The organism is Kluyvera sp. 1366, from assembly GCF_054823405.1.
In genome coordinates this window covers 295,148-309,784 of record NZ_JBTRDW010000001.1, presented here as the reverse complement: position 1 = coordinate 309,784, position 14,637 = coordinate 295,148, and the positions used below count along the sequence as shown (strand labels likewise).

Below are 14,637 nucleotides of genomic sequence, written 5' to 3'. Positions count from 1 at the left end.
TATGTCGAATTATTTCGTAATCGAAAACCATGTTCATCGCGCGGTTTGCATGTGGCGCAGATGCGTAAGCACGGCTAATGAAAATCCACGTTAAAGATGCGGTTTTGTCGCTAATTTATCCGGCATCAGCGATTTAAGCCGTTTTAACGCGTAGCAGTTATCAGGCCGATAAATGTGTGCTGGATCACACTTTGGTGAAGTGCGCCCTTTTTGGTCGTTTATCCATAAAATAATTTCGCGCAATGCCGTCTACAAATATCGCAGAAATTTGTGGAATGCTCGGGTGAGTATTTTGCGAGAAAATCGCCATGAATAGCGGCCCTACGAACTGTAGGTACATTTTTAACCGTAGCGGTGCTACTATTTGCGCGCTGAATAATGCGAAGAACTCTCGGGAACGCAGTATGTTACGTAAACATCAACTTCATCGGGAAGCCGACGTACTGCTTTCCCTGCTCCATATCTGCAAAATCGTCGTAACTGCCCTATTTCTGCTGCTGTTTATTTCTCGCTCAGCAATTGCTGAAATAAAAGACGATAAAGCCAATCGCATTGTCAGCGGTATTATTAGTTTTACCCATTGGCCGGGTTTAACCGGCGCGCCGCAACTCTGCGTATTTTCCTCCGCGCAACATCTCTCATTGCCACAAAATAGTGTGCCTTCAGCCGTTCCGTTTAGCGTGGTTTATCTCGCCAGTGAAAGTGAACTGGCAACGCAGCATTGCGATGCGGTCTATTTTGGCGATCAGACGCCGCAACAACAGGTTGAACTTTTTAATCACCTCAAAGGTAAGGCGGTATTAACCCTCGCTGAAAACAATGCGGAATGTACCATTGGCGCCGCCTTCTGCCTGATTTTTAAACCCGACCACACGCTGTTCTCAGTCAACCTTGATTCGCTTGCCAGGAGCGGCGTCAAGGTGAGTCCGGACGTACTGTTGCTGTCCCGCAATGGAAGCAAATAAGATGAAAATAGAAAATTCACTAAATGACAAATCATCGATTCGTAACAAGCTGCGCAAGATTAGCACCATCAACTCTGCGGTGATTTTATTGCTGTGCTGGCTGCTGCTCTCATCGACTTCCCTGCTGTTTATTAAAAGCTACGAGAAAAGAAATCTGGAATTAATTGCCGCCACGCTCAGCACCACGCTGACGGCCGCCACGGTATTTGAAGACAGCTACGACGCGCATAATAAAATCGCGCGCCTCGGCAATGAAGGCATGTTCGATTCCGCCAAACTGGTGACTGACGATCACACTGTTTTAGTTGACTGGCATGATCGACAAGAACAGACCGGCTGGTATCCGCGATTATTACGTGAGTGGATTTATCTTAAACCGCTCAGCGTTAATATTAACCACTCGGAAGCCAATGTCGGTACGCTGACGCTGGAAGGCACCGTTACCGGTGCGGCCGATTTCATCCGTTATTCGCTGATGATTCTGACCAGCGGCATGCTGTGCGTGTTAATCATCTCCTTCCTGCTGAGTGAATTTCTCCATCGCGGCATACTTGCCTCATTGCGTAATATCACCAGCTCGATCCACTACGTGATCCATTCTGGTGATTTTTCCTTACGTATCCCGGAAAGCCCGACGCGCGAATTTCAGCTGTTTTCCAATGACCTCAACTCGTTGCTGACAGAGATGCAGACGCTGCAGGCTTCTCTGATCCGCGATAATCGCACGCTGGCCGCCAAAGCGCTGGAAGACCCGCTGACCGGCCTCGCCAACCGCGCCGCCTTTGTGGCGCGTTTAACTCAACTGCTCGATCAGCAACTGGCGAAAGAGCGCTTTGTTTTACTGTTTCTCGATGGCGATCGCTTTAAAAGCATCAATGATAACTGGGGCCATGCCGCCGGTGATGAAGTACTGAAAGCGATTGGTTCGCGCCTTTCCGCATTGGCGTATAAACAGGATTTAGTCGCGCGTTTAGGCGGCGATGAGTTTGCCATGCTGGTGAGCAGCCGCGCCAGCGAGGCGCAATTGCAGTTGCTGATGCAGGATATTAATGAAGCCATCAGCCAGAAAATTGTTATTGCTGAAGGCACTCCGATTTCCACCTCGGTGACCATTGGCTACGCCTGGTCGCAGCACGGCGATACGGTTGAGTCGATTCTGGAACGCGCAGATATGAACATGTACAAAAATAAGGGAAAGAGTAAGGTGCGGAGATGAAGATGAAAATTTTCCTGATGGTGTGTGTGCTGGCGCTGGTCGGTTGCCAGGCAAAAGGACGTTTCAGTGATGAACAGATCGCGGCGATGCGTAATGCCGGTTTCAGCCAAAATAGCGAAGGCTGGGGATTAGGTTTATCGGACAAAATTCTGTTTGGCGTCAACGAATCGGAACTCACTCCCGCCAGTAAAAACACCATTCAGACAATGGCGAAAAATCTGGCGACGACCGGCATTAAGCATGTGCGTATTGATGGTCATACCGATAATTACGGCAAAGCGGATTACAACCAGCAGCTGTCGTTGAAAAGAGCCAACGCCGTTGCGACACAATGGGCGCAAGGCGCAGGCATTCCGCGCGAAAATATCGTTACGCGCGGCTTAGGAATGAGCGCGCCGATTGCCAGCAACAATAACCCGCAGGGCCGTGCGCAAAACCGCCGCGTGGCGATTGTGATTACGGCGCCGTGATGATCTGGCGCTCGACTGCATAATCGTACAAACGGTCGCGCGCTAAATTTTTCATTTTCACTTCGCACATAATATCGAAGGCATCAAACGACAGCGCCCAGTCATTTAAGCTTTGATTGAAGTAATAATCGGCATGGGCGCGAAGTTTGGTTTTCGACACCGCTAAATCCTGCTGATCCGGGAAACCGTGATCGGGAATCAAACCTTCCTGCGCAATCGAATAGTGCAAAACTGGCCGCACACCGCGCCACGACGCTTTTATCAGCGCGATGCGCGCATCATCAGCCTGAATATAGTGGTTCTCTTTCACCCAATGATGGTGAATATCCAGCACTACCGGACACAACTCACGCGCCTGCAACACATCGTCCAGCGAACAGGATATTTCATCATTCTCCACCGTCAGCATATTGCGCGCTTCAGGGGTGAGCCGCAGAAACGCGGCGCGGAATCCCTCAAAGCCTTTTTTGCCGTTCATATGGATGTTGATTTTGAAATCCTGAAACTGTCGGCCATAACCCATTAATACCGCACAGGTGGCGTGATACTCCACATCCTCAATCGCGCGATCGACCACGCCGTCATTATCGGAGGCCAGCACCGTATATTGGCCGGGGTGGAATGAAAGCCGAATATTATTAGCGCGCGCCAGCTCGCCGCAGCGGCGTAGTAACGGCGTAAGATCGGGCAATAATTCACCGTAGAGCTGAGTTGCTTGCGGCACCGTGTAAAGCGGCAATAGATCGCTGCCGATGCGCATCATGCGCAGCGCGTCGGGCTGCGTGGCCAGCTTTTCAAGCGTGAGAGTGAGATTTTGCAGATTGTTTTGCGCCAGTTGGTTTAGCAGCGTGATGCGTGATTCATCATCGAGACTAAGAAAGCGCGTGCGGGTGGTGCTTTTGAAGGGATACGGCTGTTTAGCCTGTTGATCCAGATACTTACAAGCAAAGCCTAATTTCATTTCATCCCCCGTTTAATCAGCGTGAAAGTGTAGCTGCGATCGGAGAAAGTGCCAGGTGCGCATCGCGGCGCACCTGGCTGAGATCACACGTCTGGGAAGGTCATATTGCTGCCCGGCGCTTCACGATGCAGATGGATAAAGTTCAGGTGACGTTCGTACTGATCGAGAATGTCGATGATCACCTGCTCTTTGTTGTAGTCCATCAAATCATTGCCCTGGCTGCCTTCCAGCAAGAAGGTTTCCAGGCGGTAATAGGTCGATTTACCGCTACGTGCGCGATAGGTAAAGCCCGGTACCGAATACTGCTGTGGCCAGATTTGATAAACGAAATCCTGCTCCTCGCCCAGCAACACGCGCAGATCAAGGTGGCCCAGCGGCTGCCCCTCTTCTGGCTCGGCACGCTCCAGCGATACACGTCCACCGCGCAGCTCCAGCTCTTTCGCCACATCCTGCATCGCCGGGAACAGCACCTCTTCCATCATCTTCTGCGTATAGCGCGTGCCCGGATAGTTCATCAGACGCGACAGGCGCTTCTTCCAGCTCAGGCGATCGTTACTGGCCGGAATGTACGGCGCAGTATCGCGGCTGGCGCTGGCGCGGCGGTGATCTTCCACCTTCAGCGATTTATACAGCCCGGCCATCACAAAGAAGATCACAAAGCTAAACGGTAAGCCCATGATCACCGTGGCGTTCTGCAAGGCAGAAATTCCGTTGGTCATCAGCATGCCCATCGTCAGCACACCAATCGCAATCGACCAGAAGATACGCAGCCAGTTCGGTGCATCGCTGTTGATGTCTTTCAGCTTCGAGGTGAAGTTACCCAGCACCAGCGAACCGGAATCCGCCGACGTCACGTAGAACAGCATGCCGGTGATGGTGGCCACCGAAGCACTGAATTTAAACGCCGGATACTGCGCCAGCAGGCTATAGAAGCCGCGTTCGGCATGCGCCATCACTTCCTGCGCAAAGCCGGCATCGCCGTGAATGATTTCATACAGCGCCGCGTTACCAAACACCGACAGCCACAGCAGCGTAAAGGTGAACGGGATAATCAGCGTACCCAACACGAACTCACGAATGGTACGACCGCGCGAGATACGTGCGAGGAACAGACCGACAAACGGCGACCAGGCAACCCACCACGCCCAGAAGAACAGCGTCCAGCTATTCATCCACTCGCGTGGCTGATCGAAGGCAAAGGTATTCAACGTCATGCCCATAAAGCGATTGACGTAATCACCAACGTTCAGCACCAGCGCGTTGAGCAGGAAATCGGTTTTGCCCATAAACAGCACGAACAGAATTAAGCCCAGCGCCAGCGCGACGTTCAGCTCAGAAAGAATACGGATGCCTTTATCCACGCCGGATGTTACTGAGATGGTGGCGATGATCACCGACAGCACAATCAGCGCGGCCTGCGCCGTGAAACCTTCCGGCACATCGAACAGCACGTTGAGGCCGTAGTTCAGCTGCACCACACCAATCCCCAACGTGGTGGCGATACCAAAGATGGTGCCGATCACCGCGGCAATATCCACCGTGTGACCAATCGGGCCATTAATGCGTTTGCCGAAAATCGGATAGAGCGCCGAACGGATGGTGAGCGGCAGGTTGTAGCGATAGCTGAAGTAGCCGAGCGCGATGCCCATTAATGCGTACATCGACCAGCCGGTGACGCCGTAGTGGAACAGCGTCCATACCATCGCCTGACGCGCGGCTTCCATGGTCTGCCCTGCACCTTCTGGCGGCTGCATGTATTGGGTTACCGGCTCGGCAACCGAGAAGAACATCAGGTCAATACCGATGCCGGCGGCAAACAGCATCGCCGACCAGCTCAGCAAGCTGAACTCGGGTTTGGATTGCTCCGGCCCCAGCTTGATGGCGCCGTAGCGCGAACACGCCATATAGATGACGAAAACGATGTACAGCGTGGCAGCGAGCATGTAGTACCAGCCAAACGTGGAGGTGACCCAGTTAACGGCGGTCAAAAGCCAGCTGGCAGCGAGTTCGCTGTAAAAAATCGTGACAAGTGAAAATGTCAGAATCAGTCCGGCGGAGGTGTAAAACACCACAGGATTGATTCTGTCTTTTTCACTGGCAGGTGGATTAATCATCGATTACCTCTGGTTAATTTCCTGTAGTACGTGCCAAAGAAGCTCGCGGAGATCGCCATTAACGGCATCCCGACGAGGCAAAATGCGGTTTTCGTGGGATGCGCGTGCATACGCATCCGCTGAGTCCCTTCGCTTCCCCGCTTCGTTTTTGTAACAATCCAAGCACAGCATCCTAACAAATTTCTTTTTTATATTGAACGTGCAATCAAAAAAAGTTTTAATAGTGTTCTAAGATTGAAGTGGAGCTGGAGTGTTATGCCAAAGGTGGGAATGCAGCCGATACGTCGTCGGCAACTGATTGATGCGACCCTGAGCACCATCAACGAAGTCGGGATCAACGATGCCACCATTGCGCAGATTGCGCGACGTGCTGGCGTATCGACAGGCATCATTAGCCACTACTTCAAAGACAAGAACGGTCTGCTGGAAGCCACGATGCGTGACGTAACACGTCAGCTACGTGATGCGGTAGCAGCAAGGTTAAAACCGCTGGCAGACGCCACAACGGAAGCGCGCCTGCTGGCGATTGTGGAAGGCAACTTTGATGATTCTCAGGTGCACAGCGCCGCAATGAAAGCCTGGCTGGATTTTTGGGCCAGCAGCATGCATCAGCCACAGTTGGGCCGCTTAGAACGCGTGAGCAGCCGGCGCCTGTTTTCCACATTGGCAGCCGAGTTTCGTCGCGTTATCCCGCGTGAAAAGGCGCGTCTGGCGGCACATGGCCTCGCTTCATTGATTGATGGCCTGTGGCTTCGCGCAGCACTCAGCGGCAAACCGTTCGATTTGGCTATCGCCAGACAGCTCACCACCCAATTCATTCGTCAGCAATTGGCTGACCAGAATCACTGAGGAAGGAGAAATCATGTCCCGATTCACCGAGCAACACCTTTATATTGATGGCGCGTTGGTTCCCGCTGCGGCAGGTAACACATTCCAGACCATCAACCCGGCGAACGGCGAAGTGCTGGCCGACGTGCATGAAGCGGAACGCGCAGACGTTGATCGCGCTGTTGCCGCCGCGAAAAAAGGCCAGAAAATCTGGGCGGCGATGACCGCGATGGAACGTTCACGCATTCTGCGTCGTGCGGTCGATATTCTGCGTGAGCGCAATGACGAACTGGCCGCGCTGGAAACCCTCGACACCGGCAAACCGCTGAGCGAAACCCAATACGTGGACATCGTCACCGGTGCCGACGTGCTCGAGTACTACGCGGGCTTGATTCCTTCTCTGGAAGGCCAGCAGATCCCGCTGCGCGATACCTCGTTCGTTTACACCCGCCGCGAACCGCTGGGCGTGGTAGCCGGGATCGGCGCGTGGAACTATCCGATTCAGATCGCGCTGTGGAAATCCGCGCCAGCATTGGCCGCCGGTAACGCGATGATCTTCAAACCCAGCGAAGTCACGCCGCTGACCGCGCTGAAACTGGCGGAAATCTATACTGAAGCGGGCGTGCCGAACGGCGTGTTCAACGTGTTGAACGGTCGCGGCGCGGTCACCGGCCAGCTGCTTACCGATCATCCGGGCATCGATAAAGTCTCCTTCACCGGCGGCGTTGCCAGCGGTAAGAAAGTGATGGCCAATGCGGCCGGTTCGACGCTGAAAGATGTCACCATGGAGCTGGGCGGCAAATCTCCGCTGATCATTTTCGATGACGCTGACCTCGATCTCGCCGCTGACATCGCGATGATGGCGAACTTCTACAGCTCGGGCCAGGTTTGCACCAACGGCACGCGCGTGTTTATCCCAGCTAATTTGCAAGCGGCGTTTGAAGCCAAAATCGCTGAGCGCGTGGCGCGTATTAAGGCCGGCGATCTCAACCATCCAGATACCAACTTCGGTCCGCTGGTGAGCTTCGCGCATCGCGACAACGTGATGCGCTTTATTGAATCCGGCATCAGCGAAGGTGCGCGCCTGCTGTGCGGCGGTAAACGTCTGAGCGGTGCGGCTTTCGATAACGGCGCATGGGTGGAACCGACCGTGTTCACCGACTGCCGCGATGAGATGACCATTGTGCGTGAAGAGATCTTCGGGCCAGTGATGTCGATTCTGACTTATGAAAGCGAAGAAGAAGTGGTTCGCCGCGCCAACGCCACCGAATTTGGCCTGGCGGCCGGTGTGGTAACCCAGGATCTTAACCGCGCGCACCGCGTAATTCACCAGATTGAAGCGGGCATTTGCTGGATCAATACCTGGGGCGAATCTGACGCCGCAATGCCGGTGGGCGGTTACAAACATTCGGGTGTGGGCCGTGAAAATGGCCTGATGACGCTGCAAAACTACACGCAGGTGAAATCTGTGCAGCTCGAAATGACCCGTTTTCAGTCCGTATTTTAATTTTGGCTTTTAACCTGAGGAACGACTAATGGAATTTGATTACATCATTATCGGAGCCGGATCCGCAGGGAACGTTTTGGCAACAAGACTGACCGAAGATAGCAGCGTCAATGTGCTGCTTTTAGAAGCCGGCGGCCCAGATTACCGCTTCGACTTCCGCACGCAGATGCCTGCGGCGCTGGCGTTCCCGCTGCAGGGAAAACGCTACAACTGGGCGTATGAAACTGAACCTGAGCCGTACATGAACAACCGCCGAATGGAGTGCGGCCGCGGTAAAGGTTTGGGCGGTTCGTCGCTGATCAACGGCATGTGCTACATCCGTGGTAACGCGATGGACCTCGATAACTGGGCCAGGGAGCCTGGTCTGGAAAACTGGAGCTACCTGAACTGCCTGCCCTACTATCGCAAATCAGAAACGCGCGATATCGGTGCCAATGATTATCACGGCGGCGAAGGTCCGGTGAGCATTACCACCTGTAAACCTGATAACAATCCGCTGTTTGCGGCGATGATTGAAGCCGGCGTGCAGGCAGGTTATCCGCGCACTGATGACCTGAATGGCTATCAGCAGGAAGGTTTCGGGCCAATGGATCGCTTTGTGACGCCGAAAGGTCGCCGCTCCAGCACCGCGCGCGGTTATCTCGATACCGCGAAAACCCGTCCGAACCTGAAAATCGTCACCCATGCGACCACCGACCGCATTCTGTTTGAAGGTAAACGCGCAGTTGGCGTGCAGTATCTGCTGGGTTCCAGCAATACCTCGCACCAGGCGCATGCACGTCGTGAAGTGCTGCTGTGCGCCGGAGCCATCGCCTCGCCGCAGATTCTGCAGCGTTCCGGAGTCGGATCCGCTGAATTGCTGAAACAGTTCGATATCCCGCTGGTGCATGATTTGCCGGGCGTGGGTGAGAACTTGCAGGATCACCTCGAAATGTACCTGCAATATGAGTGCAAAGAGCCAGTTTCGCTCTACCCGGCCTTGAAGTGGTGGAACCAGCCGAAAATCGGTGCGGAGTGGCTGTTTAATGGCACCGGCGTCGGTGCCAGCAACCACTTTGAAGGCGGCGGCTTTATCCGCAGCCGTGAAGAGTTCAGCTGGCCGAATATTCAGTATCACTTCCTGCCGGTGGCGATTAACTACAACGGCTCGAACGCGGTGGAAGCGCACGGCTTCCAGTGCCACGTTGGTTCGATGCGCTCACCGAGCCGCGGTCATGTACGCCTGAAATCACGCGATCCGCGTCGCCATCCAGCGATTCTGTTCAACTACATGTCACATGAGCAGGATTGGCAGGAGTTCCGCGATGCGATTCGTATCACGCGCCAGATCATCAACCAGCCGGCGCTGGATAAATATCGCGGTAAAGAGATCAGCCCAGGCCTGGATTGCCAGACCGATGAACAGCTGGATGAGTTTGTGCGAAATCACGGCGAAACGGCTTATCACCCGTGTGGCACCTGTAAAATGGGTAACGACGAGATGTCTGTCGTCGATGGTGAAGGCCGCGTTCACGGCGTTGAAGCCCTGCGCGTGGTAGATGCTTCAATCATGCCGCTGATCATCACCGGTAACCTGAACGCGACGACCATCATGATCGGCGAGAAAATCGCAGATAACATTCGTGGTCAACAGCCGCTGCCGCGCAGCGAAGCGGATTACTTTGTTGCCGGTGATAAACCGGTCCGCACTGAACCGATGCGTGGTTGAGGTTGATTTAGGGGCGACGTTGGTCGCCCTTTTCTTTGGTGGCTAACTAGCCCAATCCTGAAGATCCAAATCCACTACCCGAGCGAATACCCGCGTATTGTTAGTGACTAAAATTGTGCCTGCCGCAATGGCATGGCCGCCGATCGCCGCATCATTAGCACCAATAGGAGTACCAGACGCAGCCAAGGCCATTGTCACTTTCGTCGTAGCATCTATAGCCGCCCTTCACTGTCAAAACGACAACCGCACTGCTGCCAGGCTCACGATTAAGAAAACAATTAAAAGTATGTTGTAACTACAAACCTTAATGCTTGTCCCGTCGCATTTGTTCATACATAGCAACGCCCTCTTCATCTTTTCTGCTGATTTATCTGCTTCAATAAGTCTCCGATTTCGTGAGGATCTGCCATGAAGCGCCGCCATTTTTTGTCGTATCTCACTCTTTCGGCGCTGACAGTGCGCAGCGGGCTAATCTGGGCTGCTTCGAAACGCGTAACAACCCAAATCTTGCCGCTATGGCCAGATTTACCGCCGGGCGGTGGCGGTCCTGCTGGCGATCTGGTGATTTCAACCAAAGGCGCGCAGCGTAATATCGTACAGCCCACACTCACCGTATTAACGCCGCCCTCGCCTAATGGTCGCGCGGTATTGATTGCCGCAGGTGGCGGCTATTCGCGCATTGAAATGGGTAAAGAAGCCTGGCCTGCCGCAGCCTGGCTGACGGCGCGCGAATATACCGTTTATGTGCTGAGTTATCGTTTACCGCATGAAGGCTGGAAAGATGGTGCGATGGTTTCACTGCAGGATGCACAGCGCGCGCTGCGCCTGGTGCGGCAACGGGAAAAATATCTCAGCGTGTTAGGCTTTTCCGCTGGCGGTCATCTGCTCGGTATGGCGGTCACGCGAGCAGATTTTCGATCTTATTGGGCAACCGATGCCCTGGATAACCTGCCCGCCACGGCCGATCGCGCGGCGCTGATCTATTCCATCATCACGCTGGAAGCGCCTTACACCCACACTTCAACCCACAAAATGCTGGTTGGTAACCACGCGCCCGCCAGTGAAAACGCCGCATGGTCAGTGCAGGAGTTTGTCAATCCGCAATCACCGCCCTTCTTTCTGGTGCAGGCAGAGGACGATCCGATCTCCGATCCGCATAACACGCTGATTATGTCTGACGCCTGTAAGCGTGAGCATGTGCCGGTTGAGATGCATCGCTACAGCAGCGGCGGACATGGATTTGGTATGGGCAGGCCCGGCACGCCGACCATGGCGTGGCCAGAGCACTATGAAAAGTGGTTAAAGAGCTAATCCACCTCAACCGTTTGCTTGCTAATTAATCCCGCCAGCAGGGTCTGCGAACTGGCTACGGCACCAAAAATCCCGCCCTGCATATGGATCATGCTGAGCGCCGCTTCGTGGTGTTTCAGCTCCGTCGCCGCGCAGCAATCTGACAACACCAAACACTCAAAGCCGCGATCGTTAGCCTCGCGCAGTGTGGTGTGGACGCAGACATCAGTGGTGATGCCGCTGATGATCAGATTGCGAATGCCGCGGCTACGCAGAATCAGTTCGAGATCGGTAGCGTAAAACGAGCCTTTGCCCGGTTTATCGATGATGACTTCTCCCGGCAATGGCGCCAGTTCCGGGATAATTTCCCAGCCCGGTTCACCGCGCACCAGAATGCGCCCGCACGGACCGGGCGCGCCGATTTCCGCCTGCATGCGCCTGGATCGCCAACGCTTATTTGCGGGCAGATCACTTAAATCCGGCCGATGCCCTTCGCGCGTATGGATGATCGGGAAGCCCAACTCGCGCATCGTTGCCAGCACCTGCTGCAGCGGTTTGATAGGCGCGCGCGTTAAGGCAATATCGTAGCCCATGCTATCGACGTAACCGCCTTTACCGCAGAAATCGGTTTGCATATCGATAACGATCAGTGCGGTATCCTGCGGGCTGCAGCGACCGTCATACGGCCACGAGTAAGGGGTTGAATCAATGGCGTAATCAGGCATTTTTTTCCTCCATCACCGTTACTGTGCTTTCACCTTTTAGTTTCACAATCAGCGTATAGCTGGCGGCAGCAGTCACCAGGCCAATCACCGCTTCACCGAACTGTGGGAAGGCGATGTGCGCAATCACCGCACACAAGCTACCAATCGCCCAGGCGGCAAAGGCGCTACCGCGCATGCGGCGCAATTGGCGCTGTTCGCTGATTTTGGCCATGAAGATCAAATCGACAATCATCACCGCGCCAAACGGCGGCACCACGATGCCGAGCAAGCTCAGCCATTCAAGGAAATAGGACCACACGCCAGCCAGCGCCAGCGCCCCGCCAATCACGCCAAGGATCACCGTCCACAAACGCATTTTGCTGCTGAACAGATGACTAAAGCCGACTGCGCCGTTATACAGGCAGTGCGTACACACCGAACCGAGATTGATAAACACAAACAGGAAAGCAATCACAGACAGCAGCATGCCGTGCCCCATTAGCATTGGCAGGAAGTTGCCGCCGTTACTCGCCGGATCAACCGCCGCGCCCACCGCCACAATCACCACGCCAAACAGATAAGAGATAACGTTCGCCACCGGGAACGCTGAGAACGCGGCAATCACCGCCGATTTACCGTCTTTTGACCAGCGGGTGAAATCTGCCGTCATGGTGCCTGAATCGGCGAAACCGGCCACCACCATGGTGACGGCGGTGCCCATGCTCATCGCGCCCACTGCGCTGCTGCTGCCGGTAAACTGCGTGATGGTGCTGAAATCGTGATCCTTTCTGATCAGCCACAGCGCCACCAATCCCAACACCACGAACAGCGGCGCAGCGATCATGCCGAGCACGGACAATGCGCGCACGCCGAGGAAGGTGATGGCGGTATACAGCACCATGGCAAACGCCGTCACCGCCAGCGCATTCCAGCCAAAGGTTTGGTTGATCACCGTGCCGGTTAACCCGGTCTGGAAGGCGTACCAGCCGATCACTACAGTAGAAAGGAAGCCCGAAACCAAAATGTAGCCTTTGGTGCCAAAAGTCCGTTTCGCCTGCAGCGCGAAGTTCATGCCGGTATTACCGGCGAACCAGCTCAGCGCACCCACATAGGCAAATAGCACCAGATTTCCCAGCAGAATGGCAATCAGCGCCGGCCAGAAGCCGAGATGCCAGGTAATGATGCCGCCAAATAGCGCATTGGTGAGGATCATCGGGAAACCAAACCACACCGCCGACACCGAACCCGTCGAGTGGCGATGGCTGAGCGGAACCGGTTCATGCTCGAACTCCTGCTCTAAAGCCGGTGAATTTTTGTTAGTCATGGGCAACTCCGATTGAAACAGGTGTGATGTGATTCCAGGGTTGTATGCGCTCGAACGCGGCACTCGCCGCCAGCACCAGGCCATCGTCCAGATGACGACCCACGATTTGCATGCCAATCGGCAATCCACTCGCGGTAAAGCCCGCAGGAACAGACGCCGCCGGTTGGCCGGTGAAATTGAACGGGAAGCAGAATGAGAGCCAGTGATCGCTGCGCACCATGCGGCCATCGATGATCTCGGGTCCCTGCATATTGAGCGGGAAAGGCGGTACCGCCAGCGTCGGCGACAGCAGCAGATCGTAATGCTGCATGAAGCGCCACATCTGGTTACACAGCTTTTTGCGTGCGGTATTGGCGTCGGTAAAAGTTTCAGCGCGCCAGTCATGTTGCAGCATGGCGCTGAGATGCGGTGACATGCGTGCCCCCAACTCGGCGTGCACGTGACGCATGCCGGTGAGATCGCTCTCAAAAGCCACCAGCGCGGCAAAGGTGGCACCTTCATCGGCGATACCGGGATCGACTTCATCCAGTTCAGCGCCGAGCTCACGGGCAAAACGACGCGCGGCGTGCGTGACAATGTCACGCACTTCGGGATCAACGGCAATGTAGCCGAAATCCGCGCTGAAAGCGATGCGCAGACCGGTCAGCGGTTTTTCCAGCGAGGCCAGCCAATCCACGTCGTTGCAGGGAATCGAGTGGCGATCGCGCATATCTGGCCCCGCCATCACCGACATTATCAGCGCGCTGTCGCGCACCGAACGCGTCATCGGGCCGATATGCTCCAGCGACTCCCAGCTGGAAACGCCGGGATAACGCTCGTCGCGACAGCCCGGCCATAAGGGTACGCGCCCCATCGACGCTTTCAGGCCAAACACGCCGCAGTGCGCGGCGGGAATTCTTACCGAACCGCCGCCGTCGCTGCCTAGCGCAATCGGACACAGGCGCGCCGCCAATGCCGCTCCGGAACCGGCGCTCGATCCGCCCGGCGTTTTAGAGAGATCCCACGGATTACGCGGTGATGGAAACAGTGGATTGTGCCCAACGCCGCTATAGCCAAACTCCGGTGCGGTGGTTTTCCCCAGCAGCACCGCATCGGCCGCCAGCAGGCGTTCAACGGTGATGTCATCTTCTTCCGGGACAAAATCAGCGTAGGCATGCGATCCAGAAGTGGTTTTCACGCCTGCGGTACAAATCAAGTCTTTCACCGCCAGTGGAACGCCCGCCAGCGCCCCCAGCGCTTCGCCGCGCGCGCGTTTTGCATCAACAGCGGCCGCCTGTTGCAGCGCCAGCTGTGGCGTAGCGGTACAAAACGCCTGAATCTGCGGCTCGCGCTGCTCCATGCGATTGATGGCGGCTTGCGTCACTTCCTGCGCCGAAACGTCTCCGCCGCGAATTAACGCCGCCAGCGTAGTGGCATCTTCATCCAACAGTGCATCAAACATGCGAATACTCCCGATTTATCACTTATCGGAAACGTTGCAGTTTGCGTGCCAGAAAATTCCATAAACGAGGGCGCTAGCGGCCAGGCCAGATGGGATACGCTCTTGGATA

General features: G+C 55.1%; 12 protein-coding genes and 1 pseudogene. 7 read left to right on the top strand and 6 right to left on the bottom strand.

Annotation, left to right across the window (positions count from 1 at the left end; translation table 11 throughout):
- The first annotated feature begins 308 nt into the window (after nucleotides 1–308).
- Genes yfiR through yfiB form a run of 3 tightly spaced genes read left to right on the top strand, consistent with a single transcriptional unit; the run spans nucleotide 309 to nucleotide 2,651 of the window.
- Complete coding sequence (gene yfiR / locus ACVLVH_RS01470) at nucleotides 309–965, top strand: regulatory sequestration protein YfiR (protein WP_225614491.1); 657 nt, start codon at nucleotides 309–311, stop codon at nucleotides 963–965.
- Nucleotide 966: 1 nt separating this feature from the next.
- Nucleotides 967–2,181, top strand: a complete 1,215-nt coding sequence (gene dgcN, locus ACVLVH_RS01465; protein WP_137387329.1) for a diguanylate cyclase DgcN/YfiN — start codon at nucleotides 967–969, stop codon at nucleotides 2,179–2,181.
- Complete coding sequence (yfiB, locus tag ACVLVH_RS01460) at nucleotides 2,178–2,651, top strand: outer membrane lipoprotein YfiB (RefSeq protein WP_192413091.1); 474 nt, start codon at nucleotides 2,178–2,180, stop codon at nucleotides 2,649–2,651. Before dgcN ends, yfiB begins: the two co-directional genes overlap by 4 nt.
- Here yfiB and uvsE read toward each other — a convergent pair.
- Complete coding sequence (gene uvsE, locus ACVLVH_RS01455; RefSeq protein WP_192413094.1) at nucleotides 2,638–3,612, bottom strand: UV DNA damage repair endonuclease UvsE; 975 nt, start codon at nucleotides 3,610–3,612, stop codon at nucleotides 2,638–2,640. The genes yfiB and uvsE overlap by 14 nt on opposite strands.
- An 83-nt stretch (nucleotides 3,613–3,695) precedes the next feature.
- Nucleotides 3,696–5,726, bottom strand: a complete 2,031-nt coding sequence (locus tag ACVLVH_RS01450) for a choline transporter (RefSeq protein WP_192413096.1) — start codon at nucleotides 5,724–5,726, stop codon at nucleotides 3,696–3,698.
- Nucleotides 5,727–5,981: 255 nt separating this feature from the next.
- Here ACVLVH_RS01450 and betI point away from each other — a divergent pair, with 255 nt between their 5' ends.
- From betI to betA, 3 genes are read left to right on the top strand one after another with little or no spacing between them, the layout of a single operon-like run.
- Nucleotides 5,982–6,575, top strand: a complete 594-nt coding sequence (gene betI, locus ACVLVH_RS01445; RefSeq protein WP_101761563.1) for a transcriptional regulator BetI — start codon at nucleotides 5,982–5,984, stop codon at nucleotides 6,573–6,575.
- Nucleotides 6,576–6,588: 13 nt separating this feature from the next.
- On the top strand, nucleotides 6,589–8,061 hold the full coding sequence (gene betB / locus ACVLVH_RS01440) for a betaine-aldehyde dehydrogenase (RefSeq protein ID WP_192413098.1): 1,473 nt from the start codon (nucleotides 6,589–6,591) through the stop codon (nucleotides 8,059–8,061).
- Nucleotides 8,062–8,089: 28 nt separating this feature from the next.
- Nucleotides 8,090–9,769 carry a choline dehydrogenase gene (betA, locus tag ACVLVH_RS01435; protein WP_498948494.1) on the top strand — a complete coding sequence of 560 codons (1,680 nt, stop codon included), beginning with the start codon at nucleotides 8,090–8,092 and terminating at the stop codon, nucleotides 9,767–9,769.
- Between the two features lie 42 nt (nucleotides 9,770–9,811).
- Here betA and ACVLVH_RS01430 read toward each other — a convergent pair.
- Nucleotides 9,812–9,994 (bottom strand): annotated as a pseudogene (locus tag ACVLVH_RS01430) (PIN domain-containing protein); the annotation flags it as partial.
- A 183-nt stretch (nucleotides 9,995–10,177) separates the two neighbouring features.
- On the opposite strand from ACVLVH_RS01430, the gene ACVLVH_RS01425 reads away from it, so the two are divergent.
- A complete protein-coding gene (locus ACVLVH_RS01425; RefSeq protein WP_498948492.1) occupies nucleotides 10,178–11,080 on the top strand; it encodes an alpha/beta hydrolase in 903 nt (300 codons plus the stop codon).
- Here ACVLVH_RS01425 and biuH read toward each other — a convergent pair.
- From biuH to ACVLVH_RS01410, 3 genes are read right to left on the bottom strand one after another with little or no spacing between them, the layout of a single operon-like run.
- Nucleotides 11,077–11,784: a biuret amidohydrolase gene (biuH, locus tag ACVLVH_RS01420; RefSeq protein ID WP_101761567.1), complete on the bottom strand. Its 708-nt coding sequence runs from the start codon at nucleotides 11,782–11,784 to the stop codon at nucleotides 11,077–11,079. The genes ACVLVH_RS01425 and biuH overlap by 4 nt on opposite strands.
- The gene (locus tag ACVLVH_RS01415) at nucleotides 11,777–13,087 is read right to left on the bottom strand and encodes a purine-cytosine permease family protein (RefSeq protein WP_498948489.1); all 1,311 of its coding nucleotides are present in this window, start codon (nucleotides 13,085–13,087) and stop codon (nucleotides 11,777–11,779) included. The genes biuH and ACVLVH_RS01415 overlap by 8 nt, the downstream gene beginning before the upstream one ends.
- The gene (locus ACVLVH_RS01410; protein WP_498948487.1) at nucleotides 13,080–14,528 is read right to left on the bottom strand and encodes an amidase; all 1,449 of its coding nucleotides are present in this window, start codon (nucleotides 14,526–14,528) and stop codon (nucleotides 13,080–13,082) included. Before ACVLVH_RS01410 ends, ACVLVH_RS01415 begins: the two co-directional genes overlap by 8 nt.
- Between the last annotated feature and the right edge of the window lie 109 nt (nucleotides 14,529–14,637).